The sequence below is a fragment of the Luteolibacter pohnpeiensis genome, assembly GCF_016595435.1.
Lineage (GTDB): Bacteria > Verrucomicrobiota > Verrucomicrobiia > Verrucomicrobiales > Akkermansiaceae > Luteolibacter > Luteolibacter pohnpeiensis.
In genome coordinates, this window is record NZ_JAENIJ010000003.1 from 216,738 (window position 1) to 240,172 (window position 23,435).

The 23,435-nt window shown below is 52.3% G+C and carries 19 protein-coding genes; 12 read left to right on the plus strand and 7 right to left on the minus strand.

Annotated elements, in window-relative coordinates; genetic code table 11:
• Window positions 1-148: 148 nt before the first annotated feature.
• Window positions 149-988 (plus strand): hypothetical protein, encoded by an 840-nt coding sequence (locus JIN85_RS03165; protein WP_200267570.1) that lies wholly within the window; start codon window positions 149-151, stop codon window positions 986-988.
• A 23-nt stretch (window positions 989-1,011) separates the two neighbouring features.
• On the opposite strand, the gene JIN85_RS03170 is transcribed toward JIN85_RS03165, so the two are convergent.
• Window positions 1,012-3,705: a helicase-related protein gene (locus JIN85_RS03170; protein ID WP_200267572.1), complete on the minus strand. Its 2,694-nt coding sequence runs from the start codon at window positions 3,703-3,705 to the stop codon at window positions 1,012-1,014.
• A 201-nt stretch (window positions 3,706-3,906) separates the two neighbouring features.
• Here JIN85_RS03170 and JIN85_RS03175 point away from each other — a divergent pair, with 201 nt between their 5' ends.
• Window positions 3,907-5,673 carry a phosphatidylinositol-specific phospholipase C domain-containing protein gene (locus JIN85_RS03175; RefSeq protein ID WP_200267574.1) on the plus strand — a complete coding sequence of 589 codons (1,767 nt, stop codon included), beginning with the start codon at window positions 3,907-3,909 and terminating at the stop codon, window positions 5,671-5,673.
• Between the two features lie 426 nt (window positions 5,674-6,099).
• Here JIN85_RS03175 and JIN85_RS03180 read toward each other — a convergent pair whose 3' ends face one another.
• From JIN85_RS03180 to JIN85_RS03190, 3 genes are all read right to left on the minus strand, one after another.
• Window positions 6,100-8,217 (minus strand): S8 family serine peptidase, encoded by a 2,118-nt coding sequence (locus JIN85_RS03180; RefSeq protein WP_200267576.1) that lies wholly within the window; start codon window positions 8,215-8,217, stop codon window positions 6,100-6,102.
• An 85-nt stretch (window positions 8,218-8,302) separates the two neighbouring features.
• Window positions 8,303-10,249 (minus strand): alpha-amylase family glycosyl hydrolase, encoded by a 1,947-nt coding sequence (locus tag JIN85_RS03185; protein ID WP_200267578.1) that lies wholly within the window; start codon window positions 10,247-10,249, stop codon window positions 8,303-8,305.
• Window positions 10,250-10,412: 163 nt separating this feature from the next.
• The gene (locus JIN85_RS03190) at window positions 10,413-11,309 is read right to left on the minus strand and encodes an ion channel (RefSeq protein WP_200267580.1); all 897 of its coding nucleotides are present in this window, start codon (window positions 11,307-11,309) and stop codon (window positions 10,413-10,415) included.
• A gap of 140 nt (window positions 11,310-11,449) precedes the next feature.
• On the opposite strand from JIN85_RS03190, the gene JIN85_RS03195 reads away from it, so the two are divergent.
• Window positions 11,450-12,421 (plus strand): acyl carrier protein, encoded by a 972-nt coding sequence (locus tag JIN85_RS03195; protein ID WP_200267581.1) that lies wholly within the window; start codon window positions 11,450-11,452, stop codon window positions 12,419-12,421.
• A gap of 416 nt (window positions 12,422-12,837) precedes the next feature.
• Here JIN85_RS03195 and JIN85_RS03200 read toward each other — a convergent pair whose 3' ends face one another.
• The 3 genes from JIN85_RS03200 to JIN85_RS03210 form a co-directional block, all read right to left on the minus strand.
• Window positions 12,838-13,020: a transposase gene (locus JIN85_RS03200; RefSeq protein ID WP_200267583.1), complete on the minus strand. Its 183-nt coding sequence runs from the start codon at window positions 13,018-13,020 to the stop codon at window positions 12,838-12,840.
• 170 nt (window positions 13,021-13,190) lie between these two features.
• Complete coding sequence (locus tag JIN85_RS03205; RefSeq protein WP_200267585.1) at window positions 13,191-13,901, minus strand: hypothetical protein; 711 nt, start codon at window positions 13,899-13,901, stop codon at window positions 13,191-13,193.
• Window positions 13,902-14,019: 118 nt separating this feature from the next.
• On the minus strand, window positions 14,020-15,078 hold the full coding sequence (locus JIN85_RS03210; protein WP_200267587.1) for a phospholipase C/P1 nuclease family protein: 1,059 nt from the start codon (window positions 15,076-15,078) through the stop codon (window positions 14,020-14,022).
• Window positions 15,079-15,180: 102 nt separating this feature from the next.
• On the opposite strand from JIN85_RS03210, the gene JIN85_RS03215 reads away from it, so the two are divergent.
• The 9 genes from JIN85_RS03215 (at window position 15,181) to JIN85_RS03255 (ending at window position 23,383) form a co-directional block, all read left to right on the plus strand.
• A complete protein-coding gene (locus JIN85_RS03215) occupies window positions 15,181-16,047 on the plus strand; it encodes an ion transporter (protein ID WP_200267589.1) in 867 nt (288 codons plus the stop codon).
• A gap of 136 nt (window positions 16,048-16,183) precedes the next feature.
• Window positions 16,184-16,777, plus strand: a complete 594-nt coding sequence (locus JIN85_RS03220) for a fatty acid hydroxylase (RefSeq protein ID WP_234047201.1) — start codon at window positions 16,184-16,186, stop codon at window positions 16,775-16,777.
• Window positions 16,778-16,880: 103 nt separating this feature from the next.
• A complete protein-coding gene (locus JIN85_RS03225; protein ID WP_200267591.1) occupies window positions 16,881-18,401 on the plus strand; it encodes a BPL-N domain-containing protein in 1,521 nt (506 codons plus the stop codon).
• Window positions 18,402-18,513: 112 nt separating this feature from the next.
• Window positions 18,514-19,056 (plus strand): LemA family protein, encoded by a 543-nt coding sequence (locus tag JIN85_RS03230; protein ID WP_200267592.1) that lies wholly within the window; start codon window positions 18,514-18,516, stop codon window positions 19,054-19,056.
• On the plus strand, window positions 19,025-20,035 hold the full coding sequence (locus JIN85_RS03235) for a DUF3137 domain-containing protein (protein WP_200267594.1): 1,011 nt from the start codon (window positions 19,025-19,027) through the stop codon (window positions 20,033-20,035). The genes JIN85_RS03230 and JIN85_RS03235 overlap by 32 nt, the downstream gene beginning before the upstream one ends.
• Before the next feature lie 2 nt (window positions 20,036-20,037).
• Window positions 20,038-20,619, plus strand: a complete 582-nt coding sequence (locus JIN85_RS03240) for a hypothetical protein (RefSeq protein WP_200267596.1) — start codon at window positions 20,038-20,040, stop codon at window positions 20,617-20,619.
• Window positions 20,620-20,782: 163 nt separating this feature from the next.
• On the plus strand, window positions 20,783-21,139 hold the full coding sequence (locus JIN85_RS03245; RefSeq protein WP_200267598.1) for an RNA recognition motif domain-containing protein: 357 nt from the start codon (window positions 20,783-20,785) through the stop codon (window positions 21,137-21,139).
• Window positions 21,140-21,282: 143 nt separating this feature from the next.
• Entirely contained in the window at window positions 21,283-22,863 is a 1,581-nt protein-coding gene (locus JIN85_RS03250; RefSeq protein WP_200267600.1) for a sodium:solute symporter, read from the plus strand.
• A gap of 55 nt (window positions 22,864-22,918) precedes the next feature.
• Window positions 22,919-23,383 carry a serine hydrolase domain-containing protein gene (locus tag JIN85_RS03255; protein ID WP_200267602.1) on the plus strand — a complete coding sequence of 155 codons (465 nt, stop codon included), beginning with the start codon at window positions 22,919-22,921 and terminating at the stop codon, window positions 23,381-23,383.
• The last annotated feature ends 52 nt before the right edge of the window (window positions 23,384-23,435 follow it).

Sequence of the window (23,435 nt, forward strand, 5' to 3'; positions counted from 1 at the left end):
GTTGATGGGGCACCGGGGGATTGCAACATTCGGAGACATCACTTGGAGTGCAGATAGCAAATGGTTCCATCAGAAAGCTCCGGTCTGTGTGCACGGAGAACGTCCCATGGACTTTTCCAAGTTCAAGGAAGTTGCGGAAGCATACCACATGAAGCCAATCCCGGAATCTGAGTTTCAGAAATTCTATGGCACGATCAAACAAGGGGGATTTTGTTATGGAGATCGAATTTCGAAAGGTCGGCAGATAATCGGCGGGAACCCAAATATTCGCATGATTGATGTCGAAGTCGCTAAATACGATTCATACGAAAGGGATGAACATCAAAGGCCTATTGTGAAGCCTCTGCCGAGCAAGGAAGAGGGGATGAAGATTGCGCGTGAGTGGATGGCAAAGCTTGGAATTGATGAGAATGAGTTTTACCGACACGGTGATGGCCCGGATGGATTTGATGTCCTCTGTCGCGTCGATTATTCCTCAATGTATGCATACGGGACTAAAGTTGAAAAAAAATATAAGTATGGAATGACTCTCAACATTGCACAGCAGATTGGCGGTCTACCAGCAGTCTGGCATGGCTTTGGAGGTTCGCTGGCATGCTCAATTGGAGATGGTGGGGAGTTTTGTAAATTCGCTGGTACTCTGCGCGGTTGGAAGAAAATCGGAGATTACGAAGTGCTGAACCGGGAAGAGGTGACTACCGCGTTGAAGGAGCATTTCGTTTGGTCACAATGGGGATTTGAGTGCGACCGGATCGAAATTACCAAAGTTGACCTTGGCGCTTATCATGCAAGGAGCGATGAGATCCCCAAAGATTTTCCATTGATGTATACTTTGACCTGCAAGATCCATGGAGGAGAGCGCGATGGCATTGAGACTGAACTTTTCATTCCTGCTCTGCGGCAGCATCGCCAAGCCTATGGTCCATTCAAAGGTTCTCATCAATTTGAGCCGGACGAGAAACAGCTAGCGGATCCTGATTCGTTTTAGCAGAAACCTACGTAACGGGTTTTTCAGTCCTTCCAGATCAGTCTCAGTGAATCCAGGCGGATTCTTGGTTTGCTGATGAGGGCGATCGATTCGTCGCGGGTTTTGTGCAATGCGTCGATTTCCTTGCTGGAAACGGTGGAATTGCGCACCGCCAGATCCTGCAGTCGGAGAATCGCGGCCTCAAGTGACTCCTTGGAGAGTTTGTCGGCTTTTTGCGTGAGTGGAGCAGCTTGCTTTTGCGCGAGCTGTTCCGCTGCGGCGAGCATTTTCGGGAAGAGCGTGTTTCTGAAAGTCTCCTGAGAAACCAGTTTGCGGGCGTCACCGGGTTGAAGGAGAGCTGTGGGCAGTTGTTGTGTTACCTCAGCTCCCTGATGATCCACCAGAATCCGAATGAGGGTGGGGGGAAGGAAGCGATCCAGATGCAATCGTTTTGGAGCAACGACTTCCAACACAAAGGCACATTCAAGGATCACAGATTTGCCTTTGCCGGATTTCCATCGAGCAAAGGAAGCATTGCCGGCAGGGCTGTCTAACAACTGATCCAGCGCCCCGAGGAACATCGGGTGATCAGGCGTGAGCATCGCCAGATCTTCACGAGCCAGTGCGATGTTTCGATCAAAGGTCGCGGAGAGACCGTCTTCCGGTAGATCGGCAAATGCCTCGCTTTGGCGCTGCCCCCGATTGAAGTGATGGCTGCGATGGGATAAATCAGAGACGTCCAGACCGAGGAAATCGAACAGACGGAGCACAAATTTCTCAAACCGGATGTTCGAGTCGGATGATTCGATCGCTTGGCGCAGATGCTTTGCTTTTTCCGCCGGAGGGGCACCAAGTTCTAACAAAAGATCGTGACCGGTGGCGAGTTGTCGCGTGATGGATGCTTTGAAGTCCTGGCTGCGTTTGAGGAATGCCGGTAGCTGCTGGATGTCTTCCAGTTCTTCAAGCTCAGGGAGCAGGGTGGTGGCGAGCGTGGTCGCGCCTTTGAGTGGTGCGGAAAAAGCATCGAGGCCTTCATGAAGCCAGCGCGCCTGGAATTCGGACTTACTATGTTCGCCGTAGGGAATGTGAATGTGGATGTCGCCGGTTTGGCCGATGCGATCGAGTCGGCCGATACGTTGTTCTAACAATTCCGGATCGCGTGGCAGACCGAACAGGACGAGTTGGCGGGCGAATTGGAAATTGCGCCCTTCGCTGCCGATCTCCGAGCAGATGAGAATGCGCGCACCCTCCGGGTCTGCAAACCAGGCGGCATTCCGGTCGCGCTGAAGAAGTGTTAGATCTTCGTGGAAGAGTGCGGATTCGACCTGGATTTCCGCCAGCAACTTTTCTTGGACCGCCATTGCCGCCTCTGGGGAGCTGGTGATGAGCAGAACTTTTTCCTGTTCTGGCAAATCCCGCATGAGCTGGGCGAGCCAGGTGTAGGGCGAGGCACCTTTTGCGAGTGGATGGAGGTGAGGGATGCGCTTTGGAAATCCTTTCAAGCGCTCGCGGGTGTTGCGGAACAGGACGCGTCCCGTTCCGAAGGTGTCGACCAGATCCGCGATCAGCACTGAGCGGGCGGATTCATTGCCAGCTCGGAGCGATGCAAGTTGTTCCGCCACGCGCGGTGAGTCCGCGGCGAAATGATCCATGGAATCCGGGATGGTGCCGGATTTTAAGGCGACCACCGCATCGGCGAGTGGGGTGTACGATTCCGCTTCGGCAAGGAATGCATCCAGATCCGGGTAACGATCAGGATCTAACAGCCGCAAACGTGCGAAGTGTCCGGCTGGTCCGAGCTGTTGGGGCGTGGCGGTTAGAAGCAGCAGGCTTGGAATGCTTTCGGCCAGTGATTGGACCATTTCATACCCCGGCGATGCCGCTTCCGGGGACCAGGCGAGGTGATGGGCTTCATCCACGATCAGCAGATCAAATCCTGCGGATTTTGCCTGCTCGGCCCGATCCGGATGGGACGCTAGGAAATCGGTTGCGGCGAGGATCAGTTGGGAATCCAGAAACGGATTGCTGAGCGGATCATGGGTCTCGATGGATTCGCAGCGAGGTTCGTCGAAGAGCGCGAACAACAGGTTGAATCGGCGCAGCAGCTCAACAAACCATTGGTGAACCAAGGGCTCGGGAACCAGAATGAGCACTCGGTCCGCACGACCTGTTAGATGGAGCCCGTGAAGGATGAGGCATGCCTCGATGGTTTTGCCCAAGCCTACTTCGTCTGCGAGGAGAACCCGCGGATGCACCCGGCCTGCAACTTCAGAGACAATGGCGAGCTGGTGGGGGATGAGATCGATTCGGGCACCGGTAAATCCGCGGGCTGGTGATTGACGCACATGGCTGTTCCACTCAAGCGCCTGCAGACGTTGATCAAAGTCGCGCGGGTGATCGGTCAATCCGGCTAGCAGACGTTTTTCAGGGCGGATGAAAGTCAGTGAATCCAGCAGCTCGGTTTCTTCCAAAACCTCGGACTCGCCGTGGTAAGTTAGAATTTCATCTCCGGTGACTTTGGTGACGCTGAATGTAGTGCCATCGCGCCCGGAAATCAGATCACCTGGAGCAAACTGGACTCGGACGAGCGGTGCGGTTTCCAACGCATAAATCCGGGTTTCCTCTGCGGCTGGATAGCGCATTTCGACTCGGTCGCCATCCAGTGATTTGACGAGGCCGAGGCCGAGGGCGGGTTCGGAAGTGGAAATCCAACGTTGTCCGGGTGAGGGGCGATGCATGGGAGCGACCGTCTTCGGGGATGTTGGCGAGCAATGAAAGGTTTTTTACCTGCTGTTTGCGCTGGCTTCATTTAGCGTTCGGGCGGGAGCCGGATTTGGAGCTACTTTGGTGACGTAAATGCCATGCTGGAATATTAGTTTGAAATTAATGCGGATTCTGATTGTAGAATCAGAGTTGCTTGCTCAACCTTACACAAATCCATGAATATCAATCTGTCGAAAGTATTGGGAATGCTGTTGATATTGACGGCTTCCGCCTCCGCTGCCGGTAACAATTGGATGACTTCCTTGAACGGATCGCTTCCGATTTCACAGTTTTCGATCCCGGGAACCCACGATACCGGAGCGAGATATGAGTCTTTTCCCGGAACGGCTAAGTGCCAGGACCTGACCATTCCAGAGCAATTGAATGCCGGCATCCGTTTTTTGGACATTCGTTGCAGGCATATTGATGATGCGTTCACGATCCATCACGGCTCGGTTTACCAAAACCTCAACTTCGCGGATGTCCTGAATTCCACGATCTCGTTTCTCACGGCGAATCCGGGTGAAACCGTCATCATGAGCGTGAAAGAAGAATACACTTCTTCCAATACGACGCGTTCATTTGAGGCGACGTTCGATGCGTATGTGGCACAGAATCCGGGCGTCTGGTTGTTGGGTTCAAATATCCCGACGCTGAGTGCGGCTCGTGGCAAGATTGTGCTGTTCCGGCGTTTCGGTGCATCCAGCTTGCCGAAAGGGATCGATGCCTCAAATTTTCCGGATGACACCACTTTTAGCACCGGGGGGACCTTGCGCGTGCAGGATCACTACAACGTCTCAAGCAATACCGATAAGTGGAATCAGATTAAGGCGATCTTGAACGAGGCTCGCTACGGCGGACCGAATACGCTCTATGTCAATTTTTCGAGTGGTGTGAACACCAGCTTTCTGGGAATTCCGAGCATCACCACGGTCTCGAACAGCATCAATCCGCAGCTGACGACCTTCTTCAATGATAACCCGAGCGGGAGATTTGGCGCGATCTTGATGGACTTCGCCAACGCGGATCGGGCGAGCATGATTTATAATACCAATGCTCCGTCCGGAAGAGCCGTGGCGCATCCTGCCTACTTCATGATCGTGAACCGCAACAGCGGCAAGGCGATCGATTTGATCAGTGGAAACACATCAAACGGTGCCCAGGTGAATCAGTGGACTTACGATTACAATGGACCGAATCAACGGTGGGCACTCGCGCCCACGGAGAATGGCGATCACTTCCGGATCAGTTCATGGGTGAGTGGCAAGTGCGCCTGCATTGAATCGGACTCTACAAGCGCCGGAGCATTGTTGCATGCCTACGACTACACGGGAAACAATCCCGGTCAGCAATTTGATTTGGTCGATGCTGGCAATGGCTACTATAAGATTCGTAATGTGAACAGCGGCCTGGTGCTTGAAGTGGTAGGGGCGGGCACTGCCAATAACGATCGTATCCAGCAGAGTGCCGATGTTGGATCGAATAACCAGCAATGGCGTTTGCAGCCATGGGGGGACTACTTTGTTAGGGCTTCAACCGGGAAATACGTTTGCATTGAAAACTCCGGGAACAGTGATGGTGACCGCATCGTTCAATATTCCTGGGAAAACAATCCTTGGTTCAAGTGGAGACTGGAAGGGACAACGAATGGCTATATGAAGGCCTCCAGCTTGAATGCCCTGACACGGGTGATCAGCATGGCCAATGCGTCTACGGTCAATGGGGAGGATTGCCAGTTATATAGCTATAGTACTTCCAATCTAACAAACCAACAATTGCGCATCGCACCCAAGACGAACGGGACGTTCAAATTCTACTTCGTTCACGATGGCAAAGCATGGGACATTCCCGGTGGTCAGACCGGCAATTTAGTCCCGCTGGAACAATACACGGACAATGCGAATGCTTGGCAAGATTTCCAGCTAGAACGTCTGGTGCCCTGATCTTTAGAACCCGTCTCAAGCGATGAAGCCGGAAAAGGAGTCAACTGACGTTGCAGAATGTTTTCATTCCGTTCATCAGATTTGGTATCATCAATTGGGGCGGAAAAGTTTCTTCGCGATTCTGATCATGGGAGGATTCAGCGGTCTGGCGTATTGGCTCGGTGCAGAATGGGTGGGAGCAATGGGTTTCTTCATCGTTTGCTTCACCATCGCCATCCCGCAAATCATCAGGATCCAAAACGCCTACACAGATCAGCTTTGCCCATCATGTGGCAGAGCGGTGGGGAGAATTGATCATTCGGGCACCCAAGTGATTTTGGCATGCAGGCATTGTGGGAAGAGAACGCCAACGGATTGCTCCATCCCATACCTCGGTGCTCCTCCTTCGAAATTCATTCCGAAAGGAAAGTGATTACCGTAACAGAATCATTCTGACTGCACGACTCGATAGAATCGTTTTGGCACATCCGCCATATCATCGGGATCGGACACTTGGACGGCCGATCCCGTCCCGGTGATCGGATCGCCGAGTGTTTGCCAACTTCCGGTCTCCAGGGTTTCGCTCCACTCGACTTCGTAAGTATAACCGACTTCGGTATTGAACGTCATGGTGAAGTGACTGCCGGTGGAATCTGTCGTGGTGGAAACGCTATCAATCGCCAGCAAGGATTGAGTCGTTCCAGAAGTCGGTGAGTCGGTGGCGTCCGTAGGATCTGTGTCTGCGGTGAATTCTTCGAGGTTGGTGTATCCGTCATTATCGGGATCATCCGATGACGTTTGCGCGAGGTCCCCAAAATGTTCGGTCTCCCACCAGTCGGGAAGCCCATCGCTATCGGTATCGACAATCTTCAGTAAATCAAGGCGGCCACCGGTGACAATTTTCCCGCTCAGGGCGGTTACAGGCGTGGTGTTATTGAGGATGCGGGCAATGTGCTCGCTCATGGATTCCTCGGGGAAATTTCTCGCAGAAAAAGCAACGGCTGCAGTGAGGAATGGAGTGGCCATGGAGGTGCCGCTCAGAAACTGATAGGCATCGTCGGTGTTGCTGCTGATGACAACGGTGGCCGTGGTTGGCAAGGTCGCGAGAAGAGCTTCACCGCTTGCTTTGGTGATTTGCAGTGCGGGCAACCAGTCGCCTTCCGCGCCGAGGGTCCAGCCAGCGGATTCGCTGAGTGACTCATCGGTGTTGTCATAAATGATGGCGGCGATCGCTCCGGCAGCTTTCGCGTTGGAGACCTTGGTGGCGAAGGTGAGGGTGCCACGCTGTATCAGAGCAATATTTCCCGCAACACTGGTGGGGAACTCCGAGGTGTTGCCGATGCCGCAATCGACCAAGGTCCCGCTGACGCCTGCGGAATCGGTGGTTTCTGAATATTCCAACTGGCTCGCATCGATCTCTTCATCATTGGCGGTGAAACTGATGGAGACGCTGGTCAGGCTGAGTGGCATGGTGGACTTGATGTTCACTCCAGGTGCGGCGATGTCGACGGAGGTGGCTCCGTAGTTGGAGAAACTCGCCAGTCCGTTGGTTTGGCTTAGCGCGGCAACGGCGATGACATTGCTACTGTCGTAGGATGCCGGATAGAGTGGGCTGCTATCGTTGTTCGTACCATCATTGCCGGCTGCGGCGCAAATCACGATGCCAGCATCTCGCAATGCTTTGATGCTGGTGTATTCGCTGTTGCTAAATGAGCTGCCGCCATAGGAAGCGTTGACTGCGACGATATTGACGCCGCTTTCCTTGAGGGCGATCACGTAATTGATCGCGCTCATCACGGCGGAAGTTTGCATCGTGTCTCCGTCAGTAGAGACTTTGAGCGGCAGAATCTTGGTTTTGTAATCCACGCCGATCACCCCGATCTCATTGTTACCCGTGGCGCCGATGGTTCCGGCCACGTGAGTTCCGTGCTCTCCGGAATCGGTGATGGTCGCGGTCTTACTCGCGAAATCATAGCCGTGGACGTCGTCAATGTAGCCGTTGCCATCATCATCGATTCCGTTGCCAGCGATTTCTCCCGGATTCGTCCAGATATTATCAGCGAGGTCGGGGTGGGTGATATCGACTCCAGTATCAATGACTGCCACCACCACTTCGTCGCTATCTGGTTTGGCAAGTGCCCAAGCGCTTTGAAATTCGATATCGACCCCAGCCGTGCCGGTGGTTCCGTTGACGGTCTGGCCGGTATTCTCGAGTCCCCAAAGTTGGCTGAATTGTGGATCATCATCGCCAAGGGCAGTGACGTGGCGAATGTAATCCGGCTCGACGGATTCGACTTGAGGGTCTGCGCTAAACTCTTGGATCAACTCCGCAGTTGTCTTACCGTCTTGTTGAATCACTCCGGAAACTCGATTGCTGTGTTTGCCGATGCGCTGGAAGCGTTTGGTGAAACGCGCGGATTTTCCGTTCACCGTCGTGGTGGCGTCCTGTTCGGCAACTCCGGGTTTGAAAGTGACGAGGACTTCCCCTTCCACATAGGCATCTGCAGCGGAAACGACAGATGCGGTGCCCAGGAGAACGGGCAGAAGACATGCTAGGATTTTCATTCGTTGATTGGATCTCGGGGGAGCGGATCTCGTGGGAGCGAATGGTCAGTGGCAGCCTGCTGCCGATGAAGTCGTGGAGTGAGTCTTACATCAGTGCAGCAAATTGCAATGGCTCAAGTGTGAGTTTTTGGGTGGCGACTATGGTGCGCCCTGCGATGATGTCCGTAAAGGTTTTCCGCATTCCCAATTGGCGTAGGCGCGTTGCCGGCAAATCCTGCGGATGCTCGGAGAAATTGGCGAGGCAGAGAATGCTTTGCCCTTCGCTGCTACGGAAATAGCCGAAAACGTGAGGATTGCCGGTATCGATGAACTCGGTGTGGCATTCGTTGAAGGCGTGGTTGTTTTTGCGGATTTGAGAAAGCTTTAGAATGCCGTTGAAAATGCGCCCTTCCACGCTTTCTGGATCGCGCCGCCGTTCGGCCTTTTCCCAATCGAATGGCGGACGATGCAACCAGCGGTCATCGCCGTCCTTGCCGATGTCATCGTGATAGGAGTGGTCGTTGAGTTGGCCGATTTCATCTCCCAAATAAATCAATGGCACGCCGCCGATGGTGAAAAGGATGCTGTGGAGCAGGAGAATCCGCTGGATCGCCTGGCCAATTTGGAAATCGTCGTTTTCTTCCAGCGCTTTTTCCAATCCGCAGAGCGATGCGGTGGTCCCACAGATCCGGGCGTCTCCCGTGACGGGATTGAGTTGGAAAAGTTTTCCGCGGGCGAAACTCGACGGTTCCTCGCCACAGAAAAAGCGATTGAGGAACCAGCGGTGATCGCCTGGATTGATGTTCATTTCCCATAGATCGCGATCTTCAAATCCCCAGCCGATATCATCGTGGCAACGGATGTAGTTCACCCACGAGCAACCGTATGGCAGCTGGAAACGCTTGGGCAGGGACTCGTTCAACATCCGGGCATCGCGGGTGGCGATGGAGTTCCACAGTTGCACCATCAGCGGTGGATCGTAGGACAAATGGCACTCGCGCTCTGAAACGTAGCGTTTGATCTCATCCGGTGCGACGATGGCCTCTGATTTGAAAACCAGAGCCGGCGCGGCGATGCGAGCCATGGCGTTGAACGCCTGGATCAACAGGTGAGCATTCTCCAGGTTTTCACAGGAGGTGCCTTTTTCCTTCCACAAAAACGGCACGGCATCCATGCGCAGCATCTCCACACCGGCGTTGGCAAGGAACAACATTTCGCCAGCCATCGCATTGAAAACAGCCGGGTTCTCGTAATTGAGATCCCATTGGAAATTGTTAAATGTCGTCCAGATCCATTTACCGAGAGACGTGCGGTAAGTGAACGATCCCGGATGCGCGTCCGGGAAAATCGGCCGCAGCGTTCGCTCGTATTCATCGGGCTCATGCCGATCCGGGAACATTCGGTAATACGATTGGTATTCGACTTCACCTGCCAGCGCCCGCATCGCCCATTCATGTTCGTCGGAGGTGTGGTTGAACACGAAATCCAATACCAAGCTCATCCCTTGCTGGCGCAGCTCCGCGGAGAGCTCCCTGAGTTCATCCATCGTCCCGATCGATGGATCCAGATCGCGGTAACTGCTGATTGCGTAGCCTCCGTCATCATCGCCCGCCGGGCTTTTGAAGAGCGGCATTAGGTGCAGGTAAGTGACACCGATTTCCTTAAGGTAGCTGATTTTCTCGCGCAATCCCGCCAGATCTCCGGCGAAAAGATCGACATAAGCCATAGCGCCCACCACGCGATTGGACTGATACCAATGCGGATGGCCTTCGCGGATGGCATCGAGAGATTTCAAATCTCCGGGGCGGTCCAACCAGGATTGGGCGGCCGTTTGGAGGATGGCTTCTACGTGGAAAAAGAAATCGTAGCTCGGCCCGTAGATTCTCCACAACAGATCGAACAGGACAGGGAAGTGGTCTTCCAGACGGGATTCAAATGCCTGCCAATCCGCAGACTCCACTTCATCAGGAAACGTTTTATGCAACCTGGCCAGCAGGCGTTGCAGTGAAAGTCGGCTTTCTTTGGCGGTGGAGGTGGGGACGGAGTTTTGCATTTTTGAATTCCGGACAGGCAGAAATAGGCGTGGTGGAAATGTTGACGGAGGTCCTGCTCCGCAGACATTCATCCTAGCGGCAATTCGGTGATTTCGCAAACGTTGCGGATCAATCCGTGCGGTCGATCGAATTCCAGCTCAAGCCGGAGGATGCCAAGTACTCTCATTTTTCTAACCGAAATAAGCGCTTTGGATGCAATTCGGTCTCATGGACTCTGCCATAGTCGACCTCCATCCGGCCATCTGGATGCTCATGGTAAATTTCGACAAATCGGTGATCAAAGCGGACATCACTCCACAAATAATCGGCCTCACTGTGAACGCTCGCGGGAATCACAGTGTCGACACAGACGATCGAGGCCATGAAGCGGCTGGCGGAGGATTCTAGTGATGCCGGCGTCACTCCGAACAACGGACTGGTTTCGTCAATCACGTGGCGAATGGTGAGCGCCGTGGGAAATAAAATCAGCCGATCGTATTCCAGTTTGAGCGTGTGAAATCGCCTCGCATCTTCTTCGTCATCAATGGCTTCTTTCCTCACCATCATCAGACGAAACTCGGCATCGACCATGGTCTGATGATAAAGATTCGCCACTCGGAACTGGAGCGTTGGCATTCCATTGTAGTGGCAAATCACCAGATGGTCACTGAAGAGCAATTGGGCCACCGGCCGGGAAAATCGAACGAAGATGAGCCCTGTGATCGCGGCCGTGAAGAACATCCCGACCATGATTTCCAAAGTGGTGACGATGTCCCCGTAAGCCGTCTTTGGATAAACGTGCCCGTATCCCACCGTGGATAAAGTTTGGACACTGTAGAAAAATGCTCCCGGAAATGATCCCTGCGGCACCTCCGCGAGACATGGCCCTCCCAAGGTGAATGCAGTGGCGAAGAGTAGATTGAGCAAAAGGTAGACAGCCAGGACCGCCAGCAAAAATCTCGGCCACGTCAGGGATAAAATGTTGCGGTAAAGATCTCTCCACCCCAGGTGAATCGAGTTTTTACGGACAAACTCGATTTTCCCAGCCTGGACGGAAATCGTGGAGGATTGCTTTTTCATGGTTAAACCGCAAAGGCGCTCTGGGGAAATCTTATGGAGCTGGATCGTGCCGTGTCGATGGATCTTCTCTCGCTTCGCTCAATCTAACGGGGCGAGAAATCATCTTGCTGAAAATTGCTAAATGGAGACGATGCCAAGATATGTCTGCAGACGGAACTGGAGAGTTGATTGGAAAAGCGGTGGTGTATGGCTTGGTCGCCACGGGAGTTCTGGGCGGCGGGCTGCTGTTCATGATTTCACTCATCAAATCGATCACCAAGGGCAAGGGCGTTTGGGTCATTTGGTGCGTTCTTTCCGGCGTGGTGGCTTTGGTTTCAAGTTTGTTGGGGGTTGGTGTGGTAGTGAACCTCGTTGGGAAGTCGAGTTTGGCCCATGAGACCGATGACCCGAAGTATCGGATTTTTTCCGAAGATTTACACAGTCACCTGGATATTCCCAAAAGCTGGAAGGAGAAAGCTTCCCTGAATGACTACGCTGCTATCGGAGCCACAAGTCGGAATGAGCAAGTTTGCGCGATGGTAATCACGGATTCCAAATTGGATATCGCGGGTGGATTGGAAGACTTTGACCAACTAACGACCGGTAAACTTTTTGAGGCACTGGGTAATCCAGAGCTATCGGCTGCAGAATCGCAAACCATGGGGGGATGCCCGGCGATATACCATCGGCTTCAAGGCACAACAAATGGCATCAATATTGTATATCACCGATATTCGGTCGAGACGGCAAAGTCATATCATCAAGTGATAGCCTGGACTTCCATTTCCAAAGAACAGGAGATGTTGCCGTTGATGATGGAAGTGATCAAAAGCTTTGGTTCGGATGACGGGCCGCCCACCCGGGAAACAGTGCCTGGTGACCAAGTCTCTGAAGCCCTACGCAACCGGGTTGCCCGAGTGATTGCGACCACCCTGCATCTCGATGGGGAATCCGTTTCCATGGATCAAAAACTGGGCCAGGATTTACAAATGGATGCCCTCGCCATGGACGAAGTGCTTCATGCCATGGAAGAAGAATTCGGAGTCACGATATCCGAGAATGAAATTGAAAATCTCAGCACCGTGGCGGACTTTGCAGTGCTGATCGAGGCGAAGGCAGACGTTGCCAATTAGGGTTTTCTAAAGGCCACATCCGGTGACGGAGTCGAATCATGGCGGTCTCTTGGATCGGATAAATCGTGGGAAATTCGGTGGTTTTTTCGCTGACCTCGACGGCGGCTGCCGTGCTATTCATCACCATGCCACGCGTAGATTGAGCTGTCCCAGTCGAAGTAGGTTGTAAATGAGGCACCTCTCTTACGATACCTATCTTAGCAATCCGGTCCGCGCCCATCTGCCACACTTGCGCACCGAACACATGTTCGGCTCGCGCTCGGATCCAGCTCTCCTTGCGATTTTTCTTTTCTGCGCTTTGGTTAGCGGTTTGCGCCTTGACCCCTTCTGGCAAATGCGTGCCTTGCCTTTTTGCGCTGCTGTATCGCCATTGTTCCGCAAACAAGTCCGTCACATCATCGGCTCCCAGCTTTTCTTTAAAAATGCCAGATCATGCTTTTGTCGGGAATCGCATCGCCCGGAACCATGTCAAGGAAGCGCATGAAGCTGAAACGATCAAGAATCTGTTCTTTGGTCTGCGCCTCGGAAAGCGCGTGGTATTTTTGCATCACCACGATTTTGAATCGTGAAAACGAAGTCAACTTGTCGAGCGGCGTCATGCGTTGCACCATTTTTATCATGATCAAGTTGTCCGAAAAGATCCTGCTGGTTGCTGCCGGGTCGTCGAAATCCCATGCTGTGGTCTAACTGAAATCTACGGCTATGGTAAGAGGTTTTCGGATGTGACCTAAAAAGAGAATCGTGCGTCACTTTGAAGCATCAGACATATTTATTTGAGAGTTAATACATGATCATATCTCCATGCTTTTAAAATATCGGCTCGATGCCCCGAAAACCTAAGCAAACTGTATACGCCTCCAGAAGGGAAAGAAGAGGCATATGCGGACTGAGAGTCTCTTCCTGATTTTAGATCAAGGATGAAACTTTCGCCATAAGTGGCAAGCTCTGATTCATCATGAGGAACTCTTACCGTAACCTTTTTCTCATTCGTCAAATATACTGAGTATTCTTTATCTAATTCATTTAAAGCAAGCTTTGCTTTCCCGATCTGCTTTTCATTTAGCTCGGCGAGCAATTCTTTCTTATATAACTTCCACGCTTTGACTTCATCATTGGTTGGTGGCTTAATGGAAATCTCATAGGTGAACGCATTAAAATATTCAGGATTTTCATGAGATGCGACATTATATACACGATGAAGTTCCTCTTCTTTAAGGTAGTCTTCGAATTCTTCTTTAACTCTATTGATTGCAAGCCAATCTTCATCGGTCAATTCATCATTATGCAATCTCGTTTTCGAGCGGCTTGATAGGTCTTCTATCGTATCATGAGAATTAAATAAGGAGGAGTTTTGTGCATTTTTTCTGGCGCTCTCCCGACTCTGGAAAGGTTCTAATGGATTCCTCGATCGGCTTAATAAAAATATTAAAATAAGAACCCCTGCACAGGCGATTAATGGTATTTTCTTTCTGAAAGTCATAACGCATATCAAAATCTAGATCGCATCCGGTAATCGCTTTCCATGGCCATGATCTATCTGAAATTCACGGCAATGGGAAGCGGTTGCCGAATGTGGCTTTTAGCTCCTCAAAAACTCCTCAGTTATCCTTCGTCTCTTTGGCGCTTTCTGCTTCCTTTGCTTTTCGTTCTTCCAGCACCCGGCGAAGGAAGGAATCAGGGCCCGCTTCGCGATAGGCGGTAAGCCAAATTTCTGCCAGTGTGCGACCACCGCTTAGCAATCGCTGCTCAATGAATTTCTTTCCTTCTTCGGATTTCACCGGATTTTCCGCTCTGAAGGCGCCTTTCTTTTCCAATTGATAGATCGGTTCAACGAAAGCGTGCTGTGCCTGAATGTATTCGAATACTTTGGCGAAAACTGGATCTCCCGAGCCTTCAGTCAGTGTCCACGCACTGACTGGTTTAACTTCGGGCAGCATGTCGGAAAGCTGAATGCCGGATTGTTGAATAAAGCCCCCGTCGATCCAGGCATGGAATCCGGACCAGCGTGTATAGTCATTCGGATTATCACCAACCCAGCCATTATGATGAATCGTGATGTGCAGTGGCTGTGAGCCGTCGCCGACATAGTGTCCCATCGTGCCCATGATGTAGATGATGTTGGCCTTTGCGTTGGCAATTTCATCGGGCGTGCCCAATGCTTCGAGTTCTTTCAGATAGGAAAATCCAGACTTTAGTTTTCCATAATCTTCAGCAATTTGCCATGGCAGAAATCCGGGCCATTCCGCAGTATGATCTGCATTTTTCTCCGGATCGACTTTCGGGAAAGCTGCCAGGTGTGATGCGCGTCCAGCTGCAAATTGAGTGACGAAGTCATATCGCATGGGGGGGAGCTTCTGAGGATTCAACCCCGCCATTTGAATTTGTTCGTAATCCAGATAATGATTCGGACTGGAGAAATGCTTGATGGGAAGATCCTGGGTATTCCGCCAGCGATCCGGCTCGCCTGCGAGGAATGCGATGCGTTCGGCGGCTGCAGGTTCTTTGACAAATGAGGGGAAATCCGCAGGCAGCGATGCGAGGGCGATCTGGTTGACCATCCGGTGGCCCTGATAATCCCAGCCGAGTGCGGTGGGCACGCTCAGGAGAGAAAGAATGCAGATCAGCCCGGGCAGCGCTTTGGACGCGGATTCGTTCATACTAGGAATTGTGCGTGTTCACGCCGTTTTGGCGAGTAGATATCGTGGGGCCTGACAGCGCGCTTTGACGAAGTCCGGCATTTGGTGTTTGATGCAGCTTTTATGCAGAGTGAATCACCACCGGAGCCGAATCGAGAAAATGAGCCACTCAAGGAGCGGCTATGGAGAATCATTTTCCTCTCAGACACGTCTGGGGCCAAAGCCTTCGATGTAGTTCTACTCTGGCTCATCGCAGGAAGCATTTTGGTGGTGATGCTGGAGACGGTGAAGAGTGTGGAGGTGTTCCATCGCGAATTATTAAAAGGGTTCGAGTGGTTGTTTACGATTCTGTTCACCATCGAATACTCCCTGCGCATGTGGGTGGTGCGTAAGAAACGGAGATACGCGCTTAGTTTTTTCGGAATTGTCGATTTGCTCTCCATCCTGCCCACCTATCTGGAAATTTTTCTAACAGGATCTGGTCACCTGATTGTGATCCGCGTTCTGAGATTGTTGCGGATGTTCCGGATTTTGAAAATGGGCCATCACATGAGCGAGGCAGACTTTCTGGTATCTGCCTTGAAGGCGAGCCGTTCGAAAATCGCGGTATTTCTGTTTGCTGTGATGGCGATTGTTAGCATCGAAGGTACTCTGATGTATTTGATCGAGGGTGGCAGGGAAGGAACGGGTTTTACCAGCATCCCTCAATCGATGTATTGGGGAATTGTTACAATTACGACAGTGGGTTATGGTGACATCGCACCCGTCACCGTGATCGGCAAAATTCTTGCATCGGTGATGATGCTCACAGGCTTTGCGATCATTGCGGTGCCCACTGGGATCGTCGGCGCGGAGATTTTCAAGGAGCTAAGCCCGGTGAAAATGGACGGGAGAAAGTGTGCGAATTGTCAACATCTGGGACATGATCCATGCGCCAGCTTTTGCAAGAGTTGTGGTTCCCGGCTTCCCGGGCCAACCGACTCTGCATGAGGATTTCTGGAAAGATAGAATCTGATCCATCTCTCATTCTTCCCAAATTCGTTCTGCTCGAATTGGAAACTTATTGAAGGAGGGAGCTTGCCAAGTGCAGAGCTTCCCTATAACTCCGCGCGGCTATGCCAATTTCATGGATCTAACTTTTATGACTTTTTTCTTACTGTGGTGTGTCGTCGGCGTCCTTGTTGGCGTCGTTTTTGCCTCCTTCTTCGAGTGGACACTTCACAAGTATGTGATGCATCGCCCGGTTGGAAAATTCCGTTATGCCTTCCACGCTCACGCCGTGGTGCATCATCAAGTGTTCAAGGCGGATCACACTTATCACCTTCATGATGAGAAAGATAAGGGAACCATTCCAATGGCTTGGTGGAATGGACCGGTACTGGTTGCGATCGGTGTTGCCCCCTTCGCGCTGCTATCCTGGTTGATTGGGGAATGGAGTTTCGCCCTTGGTGGGCTCATTGCATTTGCTGGCTACTACGGCACCTACGAATACATCCACTGGTGCATGCATTTGCCGAAGGCGCGCCGGGTGGAAAAACCTTGGTGGTTCCGTCGTTTGAATGGACATCACCTGTTGCATCACCGCTACATGCACAAAAACTTCAATGTGGTCTTTCCGCTGGCAGACCTCTTCCTTGGCACTCTGATGCTTCGTGCGAAAACCAAATTCGCACAGGCAACTGGGCCATCAGTCCCAAATGTTCAACCGCTCGGCGTTTGACTTGAGCCATTCGAGAATCGACCTGCAAGCCATCTGGCAATTTTGTCATCTTCGGTGACTTGCATCTCGTTCCGATAGCAGCTGGGATGCTCCACTCTAAATCATGAAGTGGGCTATTTCTTATCTGTGGCTGTTGTTTGCATGTGTCGCTTTTTCGCAGATAGAAACTGGGATCGAGCAGGGGGAAATTGGGATCGAGCAGGGGGAAATCGCGGCTGGGAGTCGCTGGGAAACTCCATATTTCATCATTCACGGAAAGGAGCCTGGACCGAAATTGATTCTAACAGGCGGGGTGCACGGCAATGAACCGGCAGGCTCACTTGCAGCGGAACAAATCCGGAATTGGAACATTCTCCGAGGGACGCTTGTGGTGATCCCGCGAGTCAATGCACTTGGGTTGGAAGCCAACACCCGGTTTGTTCCCGGTGCAGAACAGGGTGAGCAGGATCTCAACCGGAATTTTCCCAAACCGGGATCGAAAAATGAAGCGACCGGGGCATTAGCCAAATCTCTTTGGGAATTCGTCACTGAGCAAAAACCGGATTGGCTGATCGACCTGCACGAAGGATATGGATTTCACCAACTCCAGCCTGGCTCCGTCGGTTCATCCATCATCGATAGCGACACGATCGAAACAGATCGATCAGTTCCATCCATGTTGCATGCGGTGAATGCGGGCATCGGTCAGGAAAAACTGCAGTTTGTCAATTTGAGCCCGCCCATCAAAGGGAGTCTTGCTCGCGCAACGGCTGAATTTCTCGGGGCTTCCACCATGATTTTGGAAACGACCAGCAAGGATCAGCGATTGCCCTTCAGGGTTCGCCAGCAACGCGTGATGGTTCATGAACTTCTCTCACAGATTGGCATGATTGCACCAGATGCCACGCCATCCATGACCCCTCCGGCCGATGGCGATGGTCTGAAGATTGCCATTTTTGATGATGAAGGAGTGAGTTCGAACGGAGCCGATGAAGTGGTCAAAACTGCGCTGCAGATCCCGCGAGCATTGGCTTGGCGAGTGGATGCGGAAGACATCCGCGATGGTGCTTTGAAGCGATTCGACCTCGTTGTGTTTCCCGGTGGGAGTGGGAGTAAGGAAGCCGCAGCATTGCAAGAATCTGGGCGTGGCATCATCCGTGACTTCGTGGAATCAGGTGGCGGTTATGTCGGCATCTGCGCGGGTGCATATCTCGCGGCTGCCAATTACCCGTGGTCGCTAAGGATCAGCAATCACCAAACATTTTGTGAAAGTCGCGAAGTTCCTGGCTTGGGCAAGAAAAGCATGTGGTATCGGGGGAATTCGGCAACGGTAGCCATGGAACTAAGCGCAGCGGGGAAAAGCGTTTTGGGAGATTTTCCCGATACCTTGCAGGTCCGCTATCACAATGGCCCGATCGTCTCGGCCGCAGGCTTGGACTCCTTGCCGAAATATCAGGTTCTGGCCTGGTTCCGGAGTGAGGTTTCGCAATACGATCTTCAGCAAGGAACCATGACCGGAACCCCGGCGATCATCTCCACGGAATTTGGCAATGGCAGGGTGCTTTGCGTCAGTCCGCATCCGGAATCGACGGATCGTCTCCGTCCGCTTTTGGCGCACGGGATGGAATGGGCCGGAGGTCGGTAATTCTGGTGACTGAAAAGCCAAAGACCCAGGCGTTTTCTTGATTCCAGACCCGTTGAAAACGTTGCAAACCTTGTAATAGCCACGGAGGGGAACTTCTGCCAGTTTGGCGCCGATGGAGATTATTTGGCTGTTGTTGGCTGTCATTGTCGTTTTTCTGCTCTGGCTGGCGATCACCTACAATTCGTTGGTGAACCGGAGAAATCAGGTGCGCTATGCGTTTGCGACGATCGATGTGCAGCTGAAAAAGCGATTCGATCTGGTGCCGAATTTGGTCGAGACGGTGAAAGGTTATGCCGCCCACGAGCGGGAAGTGTTAGAAGCCGTCACGAAAGCCCGCCAGCAGGCGCTATCGCATCGATCCAGTTGGCATGATCAGGAAATGCTGCATCAGGAAGTGGGACGACTGGTGGCCACCGCCGAAGCTTATCCTGATCTGAAAAGTGATCGCCAGTTTTTGATGCTCCAACGGCAACTCGCCGAGTGCGAAGCACAGATCGCCGCCGCCCGCCGAACCTACAACGCTTCGGTGATGGATTATAACAATTCAGTCGGCATGGTGCCGTCTTCGATCGTGGCATCAATGTTCAACTTTAAAACCATGCCGCAGTTCGAAATCGCGGTGAATGAACGCACAAATCCAAATGTCCGATTCTAACAACTCAGTGGCCTGGAAGCCGGATGTGGCAAAAATCGTCGCGGATCTCGCGCCGGTTCTGAATCAGCTGGAACAGCAGCGCCTTACCGCATTGGGCAAACGCAAAACCGGCGGGTTGGTTGCAGCTGTGATCGCGGGCGCAGGCTTGTTGATCGGCTTGCTCGTTTCTCAAGCAGAGCCTGGCGCTGGACTCTTCACAATCTTTGGGGCAATCGTGATCGCGCTGATCGCTTACATGGCGATTCAGGGCAGTGCGACGAAGGAGTATCTTCGCCAGTTCAAGCATCAGGCCTTCAAGGAGGCCGCAAGGCTCGTGGCGCCGGGAATTCATTATTTGCCGGATTCGATGGTGGGAATGAATCAATTCAAACGCTCCCATTTGTTCAACTCACGCATCGATCGCTATCACGGCGAGGATTGTTTTCATGGTAAGGTCGGAGAAACCGAAATCCTCCTCAGCGAGTTGCATGTGGAGCGAAAGGAGACGACCACGGATTCAAAGGGGCGCTCGCAAACGCGTTGGGTGACGGTCTTTCAAGGCATCTATCTGATCGCTGACTTCAACAAGGCCTTTCATAGTTGGGTATTGGTGGAACCTGACGTGGCCGAAGCAAATTTCGGCTGGCTCGGCCGCAAACTCCAGGGGCTCTCCGGGGATCTGGTTCGCTTGGAAAATCCCGAGTTTGAGCGTGCTTTCAAAATCCGCGCCGGTGACCAGGTCGAAGCCAGATATTTGCTGACTCCTGATTTCCAAGAGCGGCTTCTCCGACTGAGGAACACTTGGCCGAAAGGGCTTTCTGCCGCGTTCATTGACTCACAGATGCACCTGGCGATTCCGAAACGCGAGAACTGGTTTGAGCCCAATCTCCATCAGCCTGCCAATCAGACGCATCAGTTGAAGATGTTTTTGGAGCAATTGGTGATCCTGCTCTACATCCCCGAGGTGCTCGATCTCAATACCCGTATCTGGACAAAGTGAGTATGAGTGATTCAATCAATCCTTATGAAGTACTTTCTCCATCTGGGGCAGACCTGAATGAAGGTGTGCCGATTGGGTGTTATCGCGAGCGGAAATATCTATGGGTGAGGGACGGTGCAGTCCTGCCGGATGTCTGCCTGATTACGAATGCACCAGGGCATCATCAGGAGTGGAGAAGACGAAACAGGCTGATATGGAATCCTCTGGTTGCACTCCTGATTCTTTTCTCGTTGGGAGTGATCGGAATTCTATTTTTTTTCCTACTCCAAAAAAAAGCTTCGGTGTCCTATACGTTGCAACGCCGCTTCCGGCGCAGATGGGTCTATAGAAATTGGATCGGTGGCATTCTGTTGATATCGTCTGCGGTCGCGCTTGGGACGGGTTTCAATTTTGCCGATGAATGGACCTATAGCTACGAGGTGATGTCGGGGTTGTCATTGCTGCTTCTCATGGCGCTCATTCTGCTGGTTACCGCCAATCCGATCAAAGTCGTAGGCTATCGAAACGGGTGGTTTAAACTCAAAGGCTGTTCACCGGATTTTCTCGATTCACTGCCGATTTTTCCCGCAGCATACAAAGATTGAGACGGGCTTTCGGCCATTGGAACTAAAGGGTTTTGCCGCTGTCGGGAAAAAGAAGCTGGGTTTACGGGGCTTTATCGGCTAGACTGACTCGCTGTCCGGATCGGACATCGGGCTTATTTCGCGCGGTTTCCGGCTTCATTCCCGGGCACACTGAACGAGAATAATGAAACTGTTTATTGGAAATCTAACCTACGAAACCACAGAAGAAGAACTCAGAGAAGTCCTCGCGGACCACGAGCCCATCCTCAACATCCACCGACCGACTGATCGTGAAACTGGCAAGCCACGGGGCTTTGCGTTTGTCACTTTCGAAAACCGGGAAGATGGCGAAAACGCGATGGAGGCTTTAGACGGCGTCAAATTGAATGGACGCGAAATGAAAGTGAACGAGGCGGAAGAACGCCGCCGGTTTGATCGACCGGAACCGAGGCGTGTATCGATGGATGTCTCGATCAATCGCGCAGTGGATGATCGGCCCATCGGCCCGGATGGCAAGCGCGTGCGCTACAAGGGGATCTAACAGATTCAGCACAGGCAATTCTGCTGACCATGGATTGCCCGATTTCTTTTTTCTAACACCGGCTCCGGGAGGCATTCTGGAGTCGGTTTTTTACTGCATTTGACGCGGACGTTAGACTTGCCGGAATGTTGGCGCAATTGGCAATGGATGCATCACTGGCGTGGGCGGACTACGCAGTGATCGGCGGCTACCTGATTTTTGTAATCATCCTCGGATTCTGGATCGGGAGAAAACACGAAGGTGCTGAGGATTATTTCTTGGCGGGGAGATCGATGACCTGGGTGTTCATCGGGGTCTCACTGTTCGCCTCGAACATTTCGAGTACGACATTGATCGGACTTGCCGGCGATGCCTACGCGACGGGGATCGGGGTTTTCAATTATGAATGGATGGCAGCAGTGGTGCTGGTTTTCTTTGCCTTCTTCTTGCTGCCATTTTTGCTCAGGAGCGGAGTCTATACTCTGCCGGAATTTCTCGGATTGAGGTTCGGACCGTTCGCGCGGAGGTATTTTTCCATACTGACCTTGTTTTTGAACATCATTGTGGATACCGCAGGTAGCCTTTACGCAGGAGGCATCATCCTGCAGCTGGTTTTTCCACAAGTGGATCTCTTCTGGACCGTGATGGCGCTGGCGATCGTCGCTGGTGTTTACACGATGGTCGGTGGGCTGGCGGCTGTGATTTACACGGATTTCGTTCAAACTGTATTTCTGGTAGTTGGTGCCATCATCATCACTTGGGCGGCTTACGATAAAGTCGGAGGCTGGCAGGGAATGACCGCAGGATTGCCTGCGGAGCGACTGAGTTTGATCCGGCCGCTCTCTGATAAGTCGATGCCTTGGCTTGGTTTGCTGACAGGCGTTCCGATCCTTGGATTCTATTTTTGGTGCACCAATCAGTTTATGGCGCAACGAGCTTTGAGCGCGAAAACGCTCAATCACGGACGGGGAGGTCTTCTTCTGGCAGGCGCGCTGAAACTTCCGGTTCTCTTCATCATGGTCTTGCCTGGAACGATGGCGATTCATCTCTATCCGAAGCTTTCCAATGCGGATTTGGTTTATCCAACCCTGATGTTCAACCTGCTGCCAACCGGCTTGTTAGGCCTCTGCCTTGCAGGTTTCATCGCGGCCCTGATGTCTCAAATTGACTCCACCCTCAATTCCGCATCGACGCTGGTGACCATGGACTTCATCCGTCAGGCCAAACCGGATCTCACTCCGAAGCAACTCATGCGGGTTGGGAAAATCACGACTTTGGTATTCATGGTTCTCGCTGCTTTATGGGCACCGGAGATTCAGCGCTTCAAGTCGCTGTTCACCTACCTTCAGCAAGTCCTTGCCTATACGATACCTCCCGTAGTTGTTCTGTTTTTTGCAGCGATCTTCTCGAAGCGGGCAAATCGTATCGGCGCCATGGTCTGCCTGACCGTAGGGACTCTTTGCGGAGCCGTGCTGTTTGTCCTCAATGTTATCGTGAACGACGTTCAGATCCATTTCCTTTACGTCGTGCCCATTGGCTGCCTGGTGTCCTGGATTGCGCTGGAAATCGGCAATCGCTTCGGCACCAATTCGGATTCTTCACAAGGCGATCAAATCCGATGGACGCCGGAGTTTTTCAAGTCGGAGACGATTGAGCTTCGCAGCATGCCTTGGTATCGGAACTACCGGATTTGGTCGGTTCTGCTGCTGTTGGCCACGGCAATCTTGGTGATTTCATTTTGGTAGGTTCGCTCAGCCCGGATCTGATTTACTTTGCGATGAAATCTGCTCCGATGGCTCAATGATCTCTGGATTTGGGCGGATTTTCGCGGGATGGGTTTTGCTGTCCGTCGCATTGGCCTCCGCAAGCCCCGCGGATATCGGCGATGACCTCACCCAATTGCTTTCAGCAGAAGTTCCGGGAATTGCCGCCGCAGCTTATTTGCAGGGAGAGGTCGTTGCTGCGGGTGTTGCCGGGTATCGGAAAGTTGGAAGTCCTGAAAAAGTCACCCTTGAGGACCGATTTCATCTTGGCTCCTGCACCAAATCGATGACTGCGACGCTCGCGGCGATTCTGGTGAAAGAAGGGGAGATCTCCTGGTCGACAACCTGTGGTGAGGCGTTTGGCGAAATGAAGATGAATTCGGCATTTCGCAAAGTGACTTTGAAAGAACTTCTGACCAACACAGGAGGTTTGCCGACCGATGTTCCAAGTCAGCTTTGGCATAGACCGTTTGCCAAAAATAATTGCCGAAAGATCTCATAAAAAGCTGGTACGACTATTTGAAGCCTATTAGCTTTCCTCATCTGCCGTCCCC

What these genes read in the sequence shown, in the direction of transcription:
- JIN85_RS03235 (WP_200267594.1), top strand. Translation starts at nt 19,025, where the DNA reads ATGAACGCACAAATCCAAATGTCCGATTCTAACAACTCAGTGGCCTGG.
- JIN85_RS03170 (WP_200267572.1), bottom strand. Translation starts at nt 3,705, where the DNA reads ATGCATCGCCCCTCACCCGGACAACGTTGGATTTCCACTTCCGAACCC.
- JIN85_RS03230 (WP_200267592.1), top strand. Translation starts at nt 18,514, where the DNA reads ATGGAGATTATTTGGCTGTTGTTGGCTGTCATTGTCGTTTTTCTGCTC.
- JIN85_RS03185 (WP_200267578.1), bottom strand. Translation starts at nt 10,249, where the DNA reads ATGCAAAACTCCGTCCCCACCTCCACCGCCAAAGAAAGCCGACTTTCA.
- JIN85_RS03255 (WP_200267602.1), top strand. Translation starts at nt 22,919, where the DNA reads ATGATCTCTGGATTTGGGCGGATTTTCGCGGGATGGGTTTTGCTGTCC.
- JIN85_RS03210 (WP_200267587.1), bottom strand. Translation starts at nt 15,078, where the DNA reads ATGAACGAATCCGCGTCCAAAGCGCTGCCCGGGCTGATCTGCATTCTT.
- JIN85_RS03190 (WP_200267580.1), bottom strand. Translation starts at nt 11,309, where the DNA reads ATGAAAAAGCAATCCTCCACGATTTCCGTCCAGGCTGGGAAAATCGAG.
- JIN85_RS03195 (WP_200267581.1), top strand. Translation starts at nt 11,450, where the DNA reads ATGTCTGCAGACGGAACTGGAGAGTTGATTGGAAAAGCGGTGGTGTAT.
- JIN85_RS03245 (WP_200267598.1), top strand. Translation starts at nt 20,783, where the DNA reads ATGAAACTGTTTATTGGAAATCTAACCTACGAAACCACAGAAGAAGAA.
- JIN85_RS03240 (WP_200267596.1), top strand. Translation starts at nt 20,038, where the DNA reads ATGAGTGATTCAATCAATCCTTATGAAGTACTTTCTCCATCTGGGGCA.
- JIN85_RS03215 (WP_200267589.1), top strand. Translation starts at nt 15,181, where the DNA reads ATGCAGAGTGAATCACCACCGGAGCCGAATCGAGAAAATGAGCCACTC.
- JIN85_RS03220 (WP_234047201.1), top strand. Translation starts at nt 16,184, where the DNA reads ATGGATCTAACTTTTATGACTTTTTTCTTACTGTGGTGTGTCGTCGGC.
- JIN85_RS03200 (WP_200267583.1), bottom strand. Translation starts at nt 13,020, where the DNA reads ATGACGCCGCTCGACAAGTTGACTTCGTTTTCACGATTCAAAATCGTG.
- JIN85_RS03165 (WP_200267570.1), top strand. Translation starts at nt 149, where the DNA reads ATGAAGCCAATCCCGGAATCTGAGTTTCAGAAATTCTATGGCACGATC.
- JIN85_RS03175 (WP_200267574.1), top strand. Translation starts at nt 3,907, where the DNA reads ATGAATATCAATCTGTCGAAAGTATTGGGAATGCTGTTGATATTGACG.
- JIN85_RS03205 (WP_200267585.1), bottom strand. Translation starts at nt 13,901, where the DNA reads ATGACTTTCAGAAAGAAAATACCATTAATCGCCTGTGCAGGGGTTCTT.
- JIN85_RS03225 (WP_200267591.1), top strand. Translation starts at nt 16,881, where the DNA reads ATGAAGTGGGCTATTTCTTATCTGTGGCTGTTGTTTGCATGTGTCGCT.
- JIN85_RS03250 (WP_200267600.1), top strand. Translation starts at nt 21,283, where the DNA reads ATGGATGCATCACTGGCGTGGGCGGACTACGCAGTGATCGGCGGCTAC.
- JIN85_RS03180 (WP_200267576.1), bottom strand. Translation starts at nt 8,217, where the DNA reads ATGAAAATCCTAGCATGTCTTCTGCCCGTTCTCCTGGGCACCGCATCT.